Here is a 15,300-nt window from a genome sequence, read left to right as displayed (position 1 = left end):
TAGCTTCATAATTCAGAGGCAATTATTAGCCGCGCCCCTTATGGCCTTACTTACTCTCATTAATGTGAGCGCGCGCAGGTTTTTATGCTTTCTTTGGCCTGCGCGGCGATAGAAGACGTGACGCGCTGTCGATTACAGCACGCAATAGCTGAGAAAACGTTGCAACGCGTTGGAGACGTGCTTTTGCCGATGGCGGATCAGGTACAGGGTGCGGCGCAGCGGCGGCAACGGCACCGGCAGTTCCACCAGCGCGCCGCTGGCCAGCTGCTCCGCCACCACCCGCCGGGACAGGCAGCTGATGCCGATACCGTGCCGCACCGCATGCTTGATCGCCTCCGAGTTGCCGAGCTCCATCACCAGCTGAAAGTGCGGCAGGTGTGCCAACAGCAGATGATCCAGCACCTCGCGGGTGCCAGAACCGCGCTCACGCAGGATCCAAGGCGCATTCGCCAGCGCCTCCAGCGTCGGCGGTTGACGGGTCAGCGGGTTATCCGGCGCAGCGAACACCACCAGCTCGTCCTCCAGCCACGGCTGCGTGACCAGCTCCGGCATATGGCAAGGCCCTTCGATCAGCCCCAGATCGACGCGAAAATCCGCTACCGCCACGATCACATCCTGGCTGTTGCCGACGTTCAGCTCCAGCGGCGTGGCCGGAAAGTCCCGGCGGTAACGGGCGATCATCTCCGGCAGCATATAGTTGCCGATGGTGCTGCTGGCGGCGATGCGCAGCGCCCCGCCATCATGGCGAAACAGCTGCTCGATCTCCCCCGCCTGCTCCAGCAGCGCCAGCGCCTTGGGGTACAGCAAGCGGCCGTGTTCGTTGATCACCAGCCGTTTGCCGACGCGATCGAACAGCTGCACGCCCAACTGCCCCTCCAGATCCGCCAGCGCCGCGCTGACCGCCGACTGCGACAGCGCCAGCACCACCGAGGCCTGAGTGGTCGAACCGCTTTTCAGCACTTCGGTGAAAACTTCCAGTTGACGCAACGTGATATGCATAGCCGTCCCGGTATTGAAAGAAGGTTCTGCCAGAGAACCCCAACATGGTGATGTGGGCAGCCCGGCCAGGCTACCCCGTTTGCGGCCAGATCGGCGCGCTATTTGCCCAAGGCGACCAGCTGCGCCGCCGCGGCCAGCACCGGCTCTCGCGGCGTGCCGGCTTCGTCCCGCAGTATCAATTGCAGCATCGCCGCGAGATGCTCGCGGTCGATCGTCTTGTTTTCTTCAATCAACCGCCGCACCGCGCGCCCCACTTCCTGATCTACCTGCTCTCTGCGTTGATCGTCGGTATCCATCGCCTGCTCCTGTTAGTTGGAAAGTTGACGGCGGCTCGCCGCACTTCCTCACCCTAGCCGCAATGCGGCGTTATGCCAATGCCTGATCCCATACCACTTATTCAGATAGGTTATAAATATATAATCAATTTCTCTTTTATTCAGCCCAAACGTACTCTTAGCAGCAAGAAACAGACTGAAGGACTGACTTTTATGGCGACTGATACCACTCACACTTATCCCGAGCGACGCTTTTCGCTGTTTGGCCTGCCGCGGCTGGTGCCGGGGCTGGCACTGACCGGCGCGCTCACCGCGCTGGCCGTCTGGGCCGGCGATATTCCCTGGGTGGCGGAGCTGGGGCTGGGGGCGCTGACGCTGGCGATCCTGCTCGGTATTCTGGTGGGCAACACGCTGTACCCCCACTGGCAAACCGTTTGTCACAGCGGCGTACAGCTGGCCAAACAGCGTCTGCTGCGTCTGGGCATTATCCTTTACGGCTTCCGGCTGACCTTTCAGCAGATCGCCGACGTCGGCGCCAGCGGCATCATCATCGACGCGCTGACTCTGATCACCACCTTCCTGCTGGCCTGCTGGCTCGGCAAGAAAGTGTTCGGCATCGACAGCCAAACCGCGATACTGATCGGCGCCGGCAGCAGCATTTGCGGCGCGGCGGCAGTGATGGCCACCGAGCCGGTGCTGAAGGCCGACTCCAGCAAAGTGGCGGTAGCGGTCTCGACCGTGGTGGTGTTCGGCACCCTGGCGATCTTCGCCTACCCGTGGCTGTATCAGTTGAATGAACACTTCCAGTGGCTGCCGTTCAGCCAGGAAACCTTCGGCATCTACGCCGGCTCCACCATTCACGAAGTGGCTCAGGTGGTCGCCGCCGGGCACGCCATCGGCCCTGACGCCGAAAACGCGGCGGTGATCGCCAAGATGATCCGCGTGATGATGCTGGCACCGTTCCTGCTGCTGCTGTCGGGCTACATCAGCCGCGGCAGCGCAGGCAAGGCGGAAAAATCCGCCATCACCATTCCGTGGTTCGCCGTGCTGTTTATCGCCGTCGCCGGGCTGAACTCCTTCAACCTGCTGCCGGCCACGCTGGTGCGCCATCTGATCACCGCCGACACCTGGATGCTGGCGATGGCGATGGCGGCGCTGGGGTTGACCACCCACATCAGCGCCGTGCGCCAGGCCGGGGTGAAACCGATTCTGCTGGCCACGCTGCTGTTCGTCTGGCTGCTGGTCGGCGGCGGCGCGATAAACCAACTGGTGCAACACTGGTTCTAAACTCCCCTTCTGCGGCCCGCTTCGGCGGGCCGCATTTATTCCGCCCGCCATCAATGCCATAATGTCACCGATAACACAGGAGAATGAAGATGAAGTTTGTCGGTGCACATGTCAGCGCGTCAGGCGGCGTGGATCAAGCGGTTATCCGCGCGCACGAATTGGAGGCGACCGCGTTCGCCCTGTTCACCAAAAATCAGCGTCAATGGAAGGCCGCGCCGCTGGCCGCGGACGTGATCGATAAGTTCAAGAGCGCCTGCGCCCAGTACGGCTTCGGGCCGGGGCAGATCCTGCCGCACGACAGTTACCTGATCAACCTCGGGCATCCGGTGGCCGAGGCGTTGGAAAAATCGCGCGAAGCGTTTATCGACGAGCTGCAGCGCTGCGAGCAGCTGGGGCTGACGCTGTTGAACTTCCACCCCGGCAGCCACCTGCTGCAAATCGATGAAGATAAATGCCTGGCGCGCATCGCCGAATCGATCAACATCGCGCTGGACAAAACCGCCGGTGTGACGGCCGTGATCGAAAACACCGCCGGCCAGGGCAGCAATCTGGGCTTCAAATTCGAACACCTGGCGGCGATCATCGACGGCGTGGAAGACAAAAGCCGCGTCGGCGTCTGCATCGACACCTGCCACGCTTTCGCCGCCGGTTACGATCTGCGCACCGAAGAGACCTGCGAACACACCTTCAAACAGCTCGGTGACATCGTCGGTTTCAACTACCTGCGCGGCATGCACCTGAACGACGCCAAGAGCGAGTTCAACAGCCGCGTCGACCGCCACCACAGCCTGGGGGAAGGCAACATCGGCAAAACGGTGTTCAGCTACATCATGCGCGATCCGCGTTTCGACAATATCCCGCTGATTCTGGAAACGGTAAACCCGGATATCTGGGCGGAAGAGATCGCCTGGCTGAAGGCGCAGCAGTAACCCTCCCTTGGCCGCTCGCCTATGCGCGAGCGGTTTCCCCCACCGTGTGCTCTGCCGCCAGCATGGCGCCGAACTGACGCAGCGTCTCTGCCTCCAGGCCCGCCGCCCTAAACACCGCGGTGGTAAAGCTGACCGGCGCCGAGCCCGGTGCCGTAATGACACGGTCATCCACGACGGCGGCGGCGCTCGCAACGTAATGGCGCTGCCCGCTGTAGCCCTCAACATTGCGCGTCAAGAACTCGGCATCGTTGGAGGTATGCGCCCTGCCGTTCAACAGGCCGGCCCGCGCCAACGCCAACGTCCCGCCGCAAATGCCCGCCAGAGTCGCGCCGCGTTGAGACTGCTCGTTGAGCAACGCGCGGATATCCGGCGCCCGTTCGGTTTCCCACAGGGTGCCGCCGACCACCACCAGCACCTCGGGGCGCCAATCCGCCAGTTCGGCCACGCTTTTTTCAACCTCGACCGTCAACCCGCCCTGTGAGCGAAGCGTTCCGGCCTGCGGCGCAAAAAACGCCACCTCCAGCCCATAAAACGGGCCGCCAACGCCGGCAATCAGCGCGTATTCCCAATCGGCGAAACCGGGTGTCAGTACGATCGCCACTTTTTTAGCCACGGATGAATCTCCTTGAGTCATTGCTTGTTCGCAGGAACAAAGTCGCGCTATCAGCTTAGAAAGCGTTGTGGTTTCTGACCAGGGGTAAATCGTGCTAACTGCCTAAGGCACAAACAAAAACGCGCAGCCCGGGGCTGCGCGTTTTGCGGTATCGCGAGGCTTACGCCGCGGCGGTAGCCGGTACTTCAGCACGTTTCAGCAGGGCATACGCTACGCCAGCCAGCAGCGTACCGGCGGCGATCGCCACCAGGTACAGCAACACCGGCGAAATCGCGCCCGGGATCAGCAGCACGAACAGCCCGCCGTGCGGCGCCATCAGCTTGGCGCCGAAGGCCATCGACAGCGCGCCGGTCAGCGCCCCGCCGGCGATGCAGCACGGCAGCACGCGCATCGGGTCGCGGGCGGCGAACGGAATCGCCCCTTCGGTGATGAAGCACAGCCCCAGCACCAACGCCGCCTTGCCGCCTTCCTGTTCGGATTTCGGGAACTTGCGGCGCGCCAGCAGCGTCGCCAGACCCATCGCCAGCGGCGGCACCATGCCGGCGGCCATGATGGCTGCCATCGGCGCATACACCGAGGAGCTGAGCAGCGCCACGCCGAACGCGTAGGCCGCTTTGTTCACCGGGCCGCCCATGTCGGTACACATCATGCCGCCGAGGATTGCCCCCAGCAGTACGGCGTTGGCGGTACCCAGCGATTGCAGCCAATGGGTCAGACCTTCCATGATCTTCGCCACCGGCGTGCCGACCACGTAAATCATGATGAGGCCGGTGATCAGGCTGGCGACCAGCGGAATGATCAAGATGGGCTTCAGCGCTTCCATACTTTGCGGCAGGCGCAGCTTGCTGCTGATCGCCTTGGCGACATAACCCGCCAGGAAGCCGGCGATGATGCCGCCGAGGAACCCGGCGCCGGTGCTCACTGCCAGCATGCCGCCGATCAGGCCCGGCGTCAGGCCCGGACGATCCGCGATGGAGAAGGCGATGAAACCGGCCAACACCGGCACCATCAGCGCAAAGGCGGAGCCGCCGCCGATCTGCATCAGCGCCGCCGCCAACGTGCCTTTGACTTCAAACGCCTTGATGCCGAACACGAAAGACAGCGCGATACACAGGCCGCCGGCCACCACCATCGGCAGCATGTAGGACACGCCGGTCAGCAGGTGACGATACGGGCCGTTGCCCTCTTTCTTTTTCGCCGCCGGCGCCGCGCCACCGCGCTGCTGCGGCTGGAACACTTCGGCTTCGGCCTGCGCCTTGTCCAGTTCCTGGGCGGTTTTCTTCAGCGCCAGACCGGTGGAAGTACGATACATCGGCTTACCGGCAAACTTGTCAAGATCCACTTCGATGTCCGCCGCGACGATCACCAGATCCGCCGCCGCCACTTCTTCCGGGGTGATGGCGTTGCCGGCGCCGACGGAACCGCGCGTTTCCACCTTCACCCACCAGCCGCGTTTCTTGGCTTCACTTTCAATGGCTTCGGCCGCCATAAAGGTGTGCGCCACGCCGGTAGGGCAAGCGGTGATCGCCACGATGCGTTTTTGCCCATTGGCTTTCACCTGTGCCGCCGCCTGCGGCGCCTGATAGGTTTCAGCTTCGGCCTTGGCACGCGCCAGAAAAGCGTCCGGTTCCCGCACCGCCTGTTCGACATCGCCCACATACACCAATTTGCCGTTCAGCCCGGCGTCAGCAGGAGCAGCCTGCCCCGCCACCGCCACCAGTTCGGCGTCCTGCAGTGACTCGACCAGCGTCAGGCCAGTTTTGGCCGCGGCGGCCTCCAGCATGCGTTTCGCCAGGTGGCCACGGGCCTGCCCCAGCGAACTGTCTACCATCAGCAGCGTTTTCATTCTGCCTCCTGCTATTGATTGAAAGGTTTCAGATCGACGCGCGCCATCATCGCGGCCAACTGGGGACGATCGGTCACGCCGACGTTGCTTTGGCTGACCGCCAGCGCCGCTACCGCCGTGGCCAGACGCAGAGTGTGTTCGCTGGATTCGCGCATCAGCAGGCCGTAAATCAGGCCGCCGACCATCGAATCGCCGGCGCCCACGGTGCTGACCACCTCACAGGACGGCGGTTTGGCGATCCAGGCGCCGGAGGCGTTAACCCACAGCGCGCCTTCCGCACCGAGGGAGATCACCACGTGGGCGATGCCCTGCTCGCGCAGCGCATGCGCGGCCTCAACCACGTCCGCCAGCGTCGGCAGCGGGCGACCGGCCCAGATTTCCAGCTCGCGGCGGTTCGGCTTCACCAGCCACGGCGAGGCCTTCAACCCGGCGACCAGCGCTTCGCGGCTGCTGTCGAAAATGATGCACGGGCACTTGGCGCGCAGCTGGGTCATCCAGTCGGTAAAGGCGTCGGGATCGACACCGGCCGGCAGACTGCCGCTCACCGCCACCATGTCGAACTGGCCCAGCCAGCTCAGCGAGTCGCTGACGAAGCGATCCCAGTCCTGCGGCGTCACTTCGAAACCGGAGAAGTTGAAGTCGGTGACTTCGCCGTCTTTTTCCGTCAGCTTGACGTTGATGCGGGTACGGCCTGGCACCACCTGAAAGCGGTTGGCGATCCCCAGATCGCTGAACAGCAGCTGGAAACCGTCCTGATTGTCTTTGCCCAGGAAGCCGCCGACGGTGACGTCGATGCCTAAATCCTTCAACACCTTGGCGACGTTGATGCCCTTACCGGCGGCGTGCAGGCCGGCGGTTTTTACCCGGTTGACTTCCCCGCGTTCGATCTGCGGGCAGAAACCCACCAGATCGTACGCCGGGTTCAGGGTGATCGTTGCTACTCTTCTGCTCATGCTGCGCCCTCGCCCAGTCCTTCATTAATCGCTTCGCCAATCGCCTTCAGCGCGGCTTCAGCATCTTCTCCATTGGCGGTAAAGCGCAGGTGATGCCCTTTCTTCACGCCCAGCGCCACCACCTTCATCAGGCTGCGCCCGTTGGCCGGCTTGCCGCTGCCGTCCAGGTTGGTGACGGTGATGTCACTGTTGAAACTTTTGATCACGTTGACCAGCGCCGTGCCCGGCCGCGCGTGCAGACCGTGCTCGTTGCGGATCACGAACTCGGCGCTCAGCACGCTGCTCTCCTCAGCCACTTCGCTGGTCAGCAGCGCCAGCACGCCGGCGGCATCCGCCTTCAGCAAACGTTCAGCTTTATTGGCCAGCAGCAGATCGCTGAGGTAGTTGAGCACCGCCAGCGGCTGCGTGTCGGCGACCGACACCGTCAGCAGCAGCGCCACCGGCTCGCCGTCTTCCACGAAAGCCTGCGCCGGGCGGCTGACGGTGGCCGCGCTGGCCAGGTTGCCTTCGACGCTGTCGCTCAGCCAGATGCCCTGCCCCAGGTTCAGCGGCTTGCGGGTGATGACATCGCTGACGAACTGCGCGTTGACCGCGCCGGCCTTTTGCAGCCGGCCGGCGTTCAGCGCCTGCAGCGTCATCAGGCTGTCGGCGGCGACGTCGAGCGCAATCAGCGAGACGTCGAACTGGAATTCGGCGCTCTGCTGCTCGCCCATCAGCAGGCTGCGCAGCTCTTCCGCAGAGGTGGTTTGTGCCAGCCGCTCCGCCACGCTGTCATCGCTCAGGACGTGGGTGAGCTGGCGCAGCAGCGCCAAATGCTCGTCGGAGCGGGCGGCGATGCCGATCGCCACATAGGCGGTCTGGCCTTCGCCCCACGCAATGCCCTGCGGGAACTGGAACACCTGCACGCCGGTTTTCAACACCAGATCGCGGGTATCGGTGGTGCCGTGCGGAATGGCGATGCCGTTGCCCAGATAGGTGGACGTCTGCAGTTCGCGCTGCAGCATGCCGTCCACGTAACCGGCGCTGACGCAGCCGGCTTCGGTCAGGGCGGCGGCCACCAGGTGGATGGCCTCTTGCTTACCGTCGGCAACGGCGCCCAGATGAATGTCTTGCGGTGACAACTGGAACATGATTCTCCTCTCCTGCTGAATTGAATCGTTTCAGCTTCATTGAGAAAAAGGAGCGTTATCCGTTCGTCATAAGCGGCCGGACAACGCTGAAACGTTTCAAGGAGTGTGTGAGCAGCACAAGGCGAAAGCAAGCTTTCTCCCTTTCGCCATTGCAGATTTTTGAGCTTACGCACACTTTTTCCGGCGTATTGGCCAGCGCCGGGGCAAAATGACATACTGTGCTGAAAGCTTGCTGACGGAGAAAAGCATGAACGTAGTGACGGGCGTCGGGGTGATCATCGTCAACCCGCAAGGCGAGATTTTGTTGGGCAAACGCTGCGGTTCCCACGCGCCCTTTTGGTCGATCCCCGGCGGGCATCTGGATGCCGGTGAAACCTTCGAGCAGTGCGCCCAGCGCGAAATCGCCGAAGAGACCGGGTTGCTCATCGACCCGCCGCGCTTTGTTGGCGTCAGCAACAATCTGCAAACCTGGCGCGCCGAAGGCAAACACACGGTGTCAATCTGCCTGCAGGTGGATCACCCCGGCGGCAACGCCGAGCTGAGAGAGCCCGAGAAATGCGCCGAGTGGCGCTGGTGCGCGCCTGAAGCCCTGCCGGAACCCCATTTCGAAGCCAGCCGCACCGCCATCCGCCTGTGGCTGAGCGGCCTGGCCTATTTGCCCACGGCCTGACCCATCGCGAGCGCGTGCTGCGCTCGCTTCCCCTGCCGCAGCGCCCTATCGCTATATAAATTGGAATATAACGCTATTTTTTGCGATATACGCCATTTTTTTGACTACGGATAACCCTATGGGGTTAACCCTCTTCTATCATTACCCCTGCAATCGACGTGGCATTCTGACCTCCGGTCGGCGGCCTTTTGGCAAGATTTTATTTTAAATTCATAATTATAAGCGGGTTTACCATGAGCAAAAAACTGACTGGCTTTGAAAAAAAGCGTCGGTGGGGATGGCTATGGCTTTTGCTGCTGGGGATTATCCTCGGCGCAGCGCTGTTGGCCGGGACCGCCACCGTCTTCCATAAAACCAGCGATACCGCCTTCTGCGTTTCCTGCCACACCATGCAACAGCCGCTGGCCGAATATCAGGGCAGCGTCCACTTCCAGAACACCAAGGGCATCCGCGCCGAGTGCGCCGACTGCCACGTGCCGCACCAGCCGATCGACTACCTGTGGACCAAGATCCGCGCGGTAAAAGACATCTACGGCGAGATGGTCGGCACCATCGATACGCCGGAGAAATACGAAGCGCACAAGCTGGCGATGGCACAGTCGGTCTGGAAGACGCTGAAAGAGAACGACTCGGCCACCTGCCGCTCCTGCCACAGCTACGACGCCATGGACATCACTGCCCAGCGCCCTGAGGCGCGCCTGCAGCACCCGGTGGCGATCAAACAGGGCGAAACCTGCATCGATTGCCACAAGGGCGTGGCGCATATCCTGCCGGACATGAGCGGCGAAACCCAGGCCGGCGCCGCCGAGCTGGCGAAGGCCGCGGCGCTGACCGCACCGGACGCCACCACCCTTTACACCATCGCCACCGAACCGTTCTTCCTCGGCGCAGACGACAGTCATAACGCCGGCAACCTGATGCCGTCCACCGAAGTGCAGGTGGTCAAGCAGGATGGCGACAAGGTGCTGGCCACCGTGAGCGGCTGGCAGCAGGACGGCGTCAGCGAAGTGTTCTACGCCGCGCAGGGCAAGCGCATCCTCAGCGTGCTGCTGGGTGAGGATGCGCGCCAACAGCTGAAGACCGCGTCGACTCAGACCGATGCGGAAACCGGCCTGGTCTGGCATCAGGTCTCTCTGCAGGTGTGGCTGCCGCGCAAGCAGCTGATCGACGATCAGCAAAAAATCTGGCGCTACGCCGCGGACATGATGTCGGCCAACTGCACCGGCTGCCACGGGCTGACCGCGCTCGATCGCTTCAACGCCAACCAATGGATCGGCGTCATCAAAGGCATGGCGCCACGCACCTCGCTGACGCAGGAACAGCTGCGCGTGCTGACGCAATACGTACAAAAACACGCCAGCGACATGCCACCTGCCGCACCGGCCAAGCTTTAAGGGAGAAGCGCAATGAGCAACCAACAACCGTTAACCATGAGCCGCCGCCGCTTCCTGACCGGCGCCGCCGCGCTGGCCGCCGCCCCGCTGCTGGCGGGCTTATGGCCCAAAGCGGCGCTGGCGCAGGCCATCAGCGAAGCGCTGCCGCAGTTCATCGTCTTGCGTCAGGCGCAAAAAGGCATTCTGACCGGCGCCCACTGGGGCGCGTTTGAGGCCATCGTGCAGGACGGCAAGATGGTCGGCGTGCAGCCGGTGCAGGACGATCCGTATCCCAATGAGCTGATCACCATGGCGCCTTATCAGGTGCACGCCGAGAACCGCATCAAATATCCGATGGTGCGCAAAAGCTGGCTGGAAGGCGGCCCCGGCAGCCGCACCGAACTGCGCGGCCGCGACGAGTGGGTGCGCGTCAGTTGGGACAAAGCGACCGAGCTGGTGTGCAATGAGATCGTTCGCCTGCAGAAAGATCACGGGCCGCAGTCGATCTACGCCGGTTCTTATGGCTGGAAAAGCGTCGGCATGCTGCACAACAGCCGCACGCTGCTGCAGCGTCTGATGAACCTGACCGGCGGCTTCCTCGGCTACGCCGGCGACTACTCCACCGGCGCAGCGCAGGTGATCATGTCGCACGTGGTCGGCTCGATGGAGGTCTACGAACAGCAGACCGCCTGGCCGAACGTGATCGAGAACAGCGAGCTGGTGATCCTGTGGGGCTGCAACCCGATGGTCACGCTGAAAAACAGCTGGAACGTGCCGGATCACGTCGGCCAGACCGGCTTCGAGGCGCTGAAGAAGAAAGGCACCCGGGTGATCAGCATCGATCCGGTGCACAACGACAGCGCCAAGTTCGTCAATGCTCAGTGGATCGCCCCGCGCCCTTATACCGACGGCGCGATGCTGATCGGCATCGCCCACACGTTGCTGACCGAGAAGCTGCATAACCCGGACTTCCTGAAAACCTACACCGTCGGCTTCGACAAGTTCCAGGCCTACCTGCTGGGCGAGAGCGACGGCGTGGCGAAAACCGCCGAATGGGCGGCCGACATCAGCGGCGTCGATGCCGACACGCTGCGCAGTCTGGCGCGCGAGATGGCGAAGCATCGCACCATGATCATGGGCGGCTGGGGCATTCAGCGCCAGCACCACGGCGAGCAGCAGCACTGGCTGCTGGTGACGGTGGCGGCGATGCTCGGCCAGATCGGCCTGCCGGGCGGCGGCTTCGGCCTCAGCTATCACTATTCCTCCGGCGGCAGCCCGACCGCCAAGGGCGGCATCATCGCCGGCATCTCCGCCGGCAACGCGCCGAAGAACTCGCCGGCGCCGATCCCGGTGGCGCGCATCGCCGAATGCCTGAGCAACCCGGGCAAAACCATCGACTTCAACGGTGCCAAGGTCACTTACCCTGAGGTGAAAATGGTGTATGTGGCGGGCGGCAATACCTTCCACCAGCATCAGGACACCAATAACCTGGTCAAAGCCTGGCAGCGGCCGGACACCATCGTGGTCAACGAGCCTTACTGGACCGCCACCGCCAAGCATGCCGATATCGTGCTGCCGGCCACCACCAGCTACGAGCGCAACGATCTGGAAATGGGCGGCGACTATTCGCAGCTCTACGTGTTCCCGATGCATCAATGCGTGCCGCCGCAGCACGAGTCGCGTAGCGACTTCGACATCTTCTCGGCGATGGCGGCCAGGCTGGGCGTGCAGGAGGCCTTTACCGAGGGCAAGGATGAAACCCAGTGGCTGAAAGGCATGTACGACGACATGAAAAACCAGGCGCGCGCCGCGCGGGTGGCGCTGCCGCCGTTCGACATGTTCTGGCAATCCAACAACTACGTGCGCTTCCCGGTGCCGGAGGCCAATAAGCAGTGGGTGCGCTTCGCCGACTATCGCGACAACCCGCTGCTGAACCCGCTGGGCACGCCGTCGGGCAAGATCGAGATCTACTCCGACGCCATCGCCAAAATGCATTACGAGGATTGCCCCGGCATTCCGACCTGGATGCCGCCGCACGAGTGGTATCGCGGGCCGGAAGCGGCCAAATATCCGCTGTCGCTCAATACCGCGCACCCGACCAACCGGCTGCACTCCCAGCTCGATAACACGCCGCTGCGCGAGAAATACGCGGTAGCGGATCGTGAAGCGATCCTGATCCACCCGCAGGACGCGCAGCCGCGCGGCATCAGCGGCGGCGATCTGGTGCGGGCGTTTAACGATCGCGGTCAGATCCTGGTGGGCGCGGTGGTCAGCGAAGACGTGCGGCCCGGCGTGGTGCGCATCAGCGAAGGCGCCTGGTTCGATCCGGCCGATCCGGCGCAGCCCGGCTCGCTGTGCAAGAACGGCAACGTCAACTGTCTGACCTTCGACATCGGCTCTTCCAGCCTGGCGCAGGGCAACTGCGGGCAGATGGCGCAGCTGCAGATCGAGAAGTATCAGGGGCCGGTATTGAAAAATACCGCGCACGCAGTGCCGCAAGGCGCCTGATCCCACGGTAAACAGAGGGCGCAACGCGTAATGCCGGTCAGTTAAGCCTGACCGGCATTTTTTATCCAGTCTCTGTACGCGCCGTGCAAAAGGAATAGCCTTAAATATCCGGTATTTCTCTGCGACCGCCATGAACGGCACCTGGAGAGACAGCCACTACGCCGTTCCCCCACACCGTTCGGGTCGGCTGCGATGGCGGCAGGCGCGACGCTGTGTCTGTGGCGGTTGAAAGACGCTTAAGGCGCGGTGTCCGCCTCCAGTCTGGCGAGGTAAATCAGCGCCTGATCGCGGTGATCGTGGCACATGTCGCGGCTCGGCTGCAGGCTGCCGCACACCTTCGGCCGCAGCGGCGAATGAAACAGGCCGCAGCGCAGCCGTTCATCCAGATGAATGCAGCGGGTATTGGCGGGCTTGCCGTTCGGCATGCCGGGGATCGGGCTGGATATTGACGGCGCGATACAGCAGGCGCCGCAGTCGCTGCGACAGTCCATCAGCGCTACTCCTGGTGGGCTGGGGGGAAAGAAGCGCGACAATAGCAGCCGCACGCGGCCACCGCCAGCAGAATCCCTGCGTCCCCGCGATCTTTACACTCATCGCTCTGCGCCGGCCGGCTGCACCCGATGGCGAATAAACGCCCAGCAAACCTTGATTTAAAGAAAAAAACGCGTGAAACGTGCAATTCCTTCGCTTTACATGCGCCATGCGCCCATGTACTATTGAGCTAGTACAAAAGAACTTCTTCCCTCAGGAGCACACATGTCTACGGACACCATCCAGAAGCTGGCCCGCCCTTCCGTCCTCGGCGGCGCGATGATCATTGCCGGAACCGCCGTTGGCGCCGGCATGTTTTCCATTCCGATCGTCACTTCCGGTGTCTGGTTCAGCGGCTCCGTCGCGCTGCTGGTGTATACCTGGGCCTGCATGCTGCTGTCCGGCCTGATGATCCTCGAAGCCACGCTGCACTACCCGAGCGGCGCCAGCTTCAACACCATGGTCAAGGATCTGCTGGGCAAAGGCTGGAACGCCGTGAACGGCCTGTCGGTGGCGTTCGTGCTGTACATCCTGACCTACGCCTATATCTCCGCCGGCGGCTCGATCATCGCGCACACGCTGGAGGGCATCGTCGGCGTCGGCCAGACTACCGCCGGCCTGGTGTTTGCGCTGGCGGTGGCGTTTATCGTCTGGCTCTCCACCCGCGCGGTCGATCGCCTGAGCACCATTCTGATCGGCGGTATGGTGATCACCTTCGTGATGTCGGTGGGCGACATGTTCACCCACGTGCAGCCCGCGGTGCTGTTCAATACCGGCGATGACCAGGCCAGCTATCTGCCTTACGCCCTGGCGGCGCTGCCTTACCTGCTGACCTCGTTCGGCTACCACGGCAACATTCCCGGGCTGGTGAAGTACTACCACAAGGACAGCGGCTCCGTGGTGCGCAGCCTGGTGTACGGCACCCTGTTGGCATTGGCTATCTACATCCTGTGGCAGTATGTGATTCAGGGCAATATCGCGCGCGACGCCTTCAAGCAGGTGATCGCCGAGGGCGGCAATATCGGCAGCCTGCTCAAGCAAATGGGCAACGTCTCCAGCAGCCAGACCGTCAGCCAACTGCTGAACGCCTTCTCCTATATGGCGCTGGCCAGCTCGTTCCTCGGCGTGTCGCTGGGCCTGTTCGATTATCTGGCGGACTTCTGCAAGTTCAAGGACGACGCCGTCGGGCGCAGCAAGACCGCGCTGGTGACCTTCGTGCCGCCGACCCTGGCCGCGCTGCTGTTCCCGAACGGTTTCCTGTACGCCATCGGCTTCGCCGGGCTGGCGGCCACCGTCTGGGCGGTGATCGTGCCGGCGCTGATGGCGCGCGCCAGCCGCCGCCGTTATCCGCAGGCCGGTTACCGTGCACCGGGCGGCAACGGCGTGATCCTGTTCGTCATCCTGTTCGGACTGATCAACGCCGCCGCGCATATTCTGTCGCTGTTCGGCCTGCTGCCGGTCTTCCAGTAATCCCCGACGGGAGGGCTGCCGCCCTCCCTTTCCCGCACTGTTTTTGCGCCGGGCTATTGCCTGAAATCGGCGGCGCGAGTACCTTGTCGCAACTTCTCTAATACTCTTCATTGCGGATGAATTGAAATGGCAAGAGCTAACGAAATTAAACGCGGCATGGCGATCAGCTACAACGGCAAGCTGCTGCTGGTAAAAGATATCGACGTGCAGAGCCCGAGCGCCCGCGGCGCCAGCACCCTGTACAAAATGCGCTTCTCCGACGTGCGCACCGGCCTGAAAGTGGAAGAACGCTTCAAGGGCGACGATATCCTGGACACCATTTCCCTGTCGCGCCGCAAGGTGAACTTCTCCTATATCGACGGCGAAGAATACGTGTTCATGGATGACGAAGACTACACCCCGTACATTTTCAAGAAAGACCAGATCGAAGACGAGCTGCTGTTCATTCCGGAAGGCGGCCTGCCGGGTATGCAGGTGCTGACGCTGGATGGTCAGGTGCTGGCGCTGGAGCTGCCGCAGACCGTGGATATGGAAATCGTCGAGACCGCGCCGGGCATCAAAGGCGCTTCCGCCAGCGCCCGCAACAAACCGGCCACCATGGCGACCGGCCTGGTGATCCACGTGCCGGAATACCTCAGCGCCGGCGACAAAATTCGCATTCATATCGCCGAACGCCGCTACATGAGCCGCGCAGACTAGTCGCGCCTACGGGGCCG

14 protein-coding genes are annotated in these 15,300 nt (G+C 62.8%); 7 read left to right on the top strand and 7 right to left on the bottom strand.

Features of this window, described 5'->3' with window-relative positions; genetic code table 11:
* Positions 1–132: 132 nt before the first annotated feature.
* Entirely contained in the window at positions 133–999 is an 867-nt protein-coding gene (gene yieE / locus AC2CGI_RS02670; RefSeq protein WP_021505917.1) for a DNA-binding transcriptional regulator YeiE, read from the bottom strand.
* Between the two features lie 98 nt (positions 1,000–1,097).
* Positions 1,098–1,295 (bottom strand): hypothetical protein, encoded by a 198-nt coding sequence (locus AC2CGI_RS02665; RefSeq protein WP_015378519.1) that lies wholly within the window; start codon positions 1,293–1,295, stop codon positions 1,098–1,100.
* 192 nt (positions 1,296–1,487) lie between these two features.
* Here AC2CGI_RS02665 and AC2CGI_RS02660 point away from each other — a divergent pair, with 192 nt between their 5' ends.
* Positions 1,488–2,561, top strand: coding sequence for a YeiH family putative sulfate export transporter (locus AC2CGI_RS02660; RefSeq protein ID WP_015378520.1), 1,074 nt, complete (start codon positions 1,488–1,490; stop codon positions 2,559–2,561).
* 89 nt (positions 2,562–2,650) lie between these two features.
* Positions 2,651–3,490, top strand: a complete 840-nt coding sequence (gene nfo / locus AC2CGI_RS02655) for a deoxyribonuclease IV (protein ID WP_033632566.1) — start codon at positions 2,651–2,653, stop codon at positions 3,488–3,490.
* 19 nt (positions 3,491–3,509) lie between these two features.
* Here the strand turns inward: nfo and AC2CGI_RS02650 are convergent, their stop codons facing one another.
* From AC2CGI_RS02650 to fruB, 4 genes are all read right to left on the bottom strand, one after another.
* A complete protein-coding gene (locus AC2CGI_RS02650) occupies positions 3,510–4,103 on the bottom strand; it encodes a DJ-1/PfpI family protein (protein ID WP_015378521.1) in 594 nt (197 codons plus the stop codon).
* Positions 4,104–4,263: 160 nt separating this feature from the next.
* Positions 4,264–5,949 carry a PTS fructose transporter subunit IIBC gene (gene fruA / locus AC2CGI_RS02645; RefSeq protein WP_076740601.1) on the bottom strand — a complete coding sequence of 562 codons (1,686 nt, stop codon included), beginning with the start codon at positions 5,947–5,949 and terminating at the stop codon, positions 4,264–4,266.
* Positions 5,950–5,960: 11 nt separating this feature from the next.
* The gene (gene fruK / locus AC2CGI_RS02640; RefSeq protein WP_015378523.1) at positions 5,961–6,902 is read right to left on the bottom strand and encodes a 1-phosphofructokinase; all 942 of its coding nucleotides are present in this window, start codon (positions 6,900–6,902) and stop codon (positions 5,961–5,963) included.
* Positions 6,899–8,032, bottom strand: coding sequence for a fused PTS fructose transporter subunit IIA/HPr protein (fruB, locus tag AC2CGI_RS02635; RefSeq protein WP_075685466.1), 1,134 nt, complete (start codon positions 8,030–8,032; stop codon positions 6,899–6,901). The genes fruK and fruB overlap by 4 nt, the downstream gene beginning before the upstream one ends.
* Before the next feature lie 247 nt (positions 8,033–8,279).
* Between fruB and AC2CGI_RS02630 the strand changes: the two genes are divergently transcribed.
* From AC2CGI_RS02630 to torA, 3 genes are all read left to right on the top strand, one after another.
* On the top strand, positions 8,280–8,702 hold the full coding sequence (locus AC2CGI_RS02630; protein WP_004935707.1) for a nucleotide triphosphate diphosphatase NUDT15: 423 nt from the start codon (positions 8,280–8,282) through the stop codon (positions 8,700–8,702).
* Positions 8,703–8,935: 233 nt separating this feature from the next.
* Positions 8,936–10,096 (top strand): NapC/NirT family cytochrome c, encoded by a 1,161-nt coding sequence (locus AC2CGI_RS02625; protein ID WP_031300724.1) that lies wholly within the window; start codon positions 8,936–8,938, stop codon positions 10,094–10,096.
* A gap of 12 nt (positions 10,097–10,108) precedes the next feature.
* Positions 10,109–12,583, top strand: a complete 2,475-nt coding sequence (gene torA, locus AC2CGI_RS02620) for a trimethylamine-N-oxide reductase TorA (RefSeq protein WP_076740600.1) — start codon at positions 10,109–10,111, stop codon at positions 12,581–12,583.
* Between the two features lie 236 nt (positions 12,584–12,819).
* Here torA and AC2CGI_RS02615 read toward each other — a convergent pair whose 3' ends face one another.
* Positions 12,820–13,074 (bottom strand): YkgJ family cysteine cluster protein, encoded by a 255-nt coding sequence (locus tag AC2CGI_RS02615; RefSeq protein ID WP_015378527.1) that lies wholly within the window; start codon positions 13,072–13,074, stop codon positions 12,820–12,822.
* 265 nt (positions 13,075–13,339) lie between these two features.
* On the opposite strand from AC2CGI_RS02615, the gene mtr reads away from it, so the two are divergent.
* On the top strand, positions 13,340–14,584 hold the full coding sequence (mtr, locus tag AC2CGI_RS02610; RefSeq protein ID WP_015378528.1) for a tryptophan permease: 1,245 nt from the start codon (positions 13,340–13,342) through the stop codon (positions 14,582–14,584).
* 126 nt (positions 14,585–14,710) lie between these two features.
* Positions 14,711–15,283, top strand: coding sequence for an elongation factor P-like protein YeiP (yeiP, locus tag AC2CGI_RS02605; RefSeq protein WP_004935725.1), 573 nt, complete (start codon positions 14,711–14,713; stop codon positions 15,281–15,283).
* Positions 15,284–15,300 lie beyond the last annotated feature (17 nt).

The organism is Serratia sp. LSHTC3 (genome assembly GCF_057197125.1).
This window is presented reverse-complemented; position numbering and strand designations above follow the sequence as displayed.

What these genes read in the sequence shown, in the direction of transcription:
- AC2CGI_RS02630 (WP_004935707.1), top strand. Translation starts at nt 8,280, where the DNA reads ATGAACGTAGTGACGGGCGTCGGGGTGATCATCGTCAACCCGCAAGGC.
- fruA (WP_076740601.1), bottom strand. Translation starts at nt 5,949, where the DNA reads ATGAAAACGCTGCTGATGGTAGACAGTTCGCTGGGGCAGGCCCGTGGC.
- torA (WP_076740600.1), top strand. Translation starts at nt 10,109, where the DNA reads ATGAGCAACCAACAACCGTTAACCATGAGCCGCCGCCGCTTCCTGACC.
- mtr (WP_015378528.1), top strand. Translation starts at nt 13,340, where the DNA reads ATGTCTACGGACACCATCCAGAAGCTGGCCCGCCCTTCCGTCCTCGGC.
- AC2CGI_RS02660 (WP_015378520.1), top strand. Translation starts at nt 1,488, where the DNA reads ATGGCGACTGATACCACTCACACTTATCCCGAGCGACGCTTTTCGCTG.
- fruB (WP_075685466.1), bottom strand. Translation starts at nt 8,032, where the DNA reads ATGTTCCAGTTGTCACCGCAAGACATTCATCTGGGCGCCGTTGCCGAC.
- fruK (WP_015378523.1), bottom strand. Translation starts at nt 6,902, where the DNA reads ATGAGCAGAAGAGTAGCAACGATCACCCTGAACCCGGCGTACGATCTG.
- yeiP (WP_004935725.1), top strand. Translation starts at nt 14,711, where the DNA reads ATGGCAAGAGCTAACGAAATTAAACGCGGCATGGCGATCAGCTACAAC.
- AC2CGI_RS02625 (WP_031300724.1), top strand. Translation starts at nt 8,936, where the DNA reads ATGAGCAAAAAACTGACTGGCTTTGAAAAAAAGCGTCGGTGGGGATGG.
- yieE (WP_021505917.1), bottom strand. Translation starts at nt 999, where the DNA reads ATGCATATCACGTTGCGTCAACTGGAAGTTTTCACCGAAGTGCTGAAA.
- nfo (WP_033632566.1), top strand. Translation starts at nt 2,651, where the DNA reads ATGAAGTTTGTCGGTGCACATGTCAGCGCGTCAGGCGGCGTGGATCAA.
- AC2CGI_RS02615 (WP_015378527.1), bottom strand. Translation starts at nt 13,074, where the DNA reads ATGGACTGTCGCAGCGACTGCGGCGCCTGCTGTATCGCGCCGTCAATA.
- AC2CGI_RS02665 (WP_015378519.1), bottom strand. Translation starts at nt 1,295, where the DNA reads ATGGATACCGACGATCAACGCAGAGAGCAGGTAGATCAGGAAGTGGGG.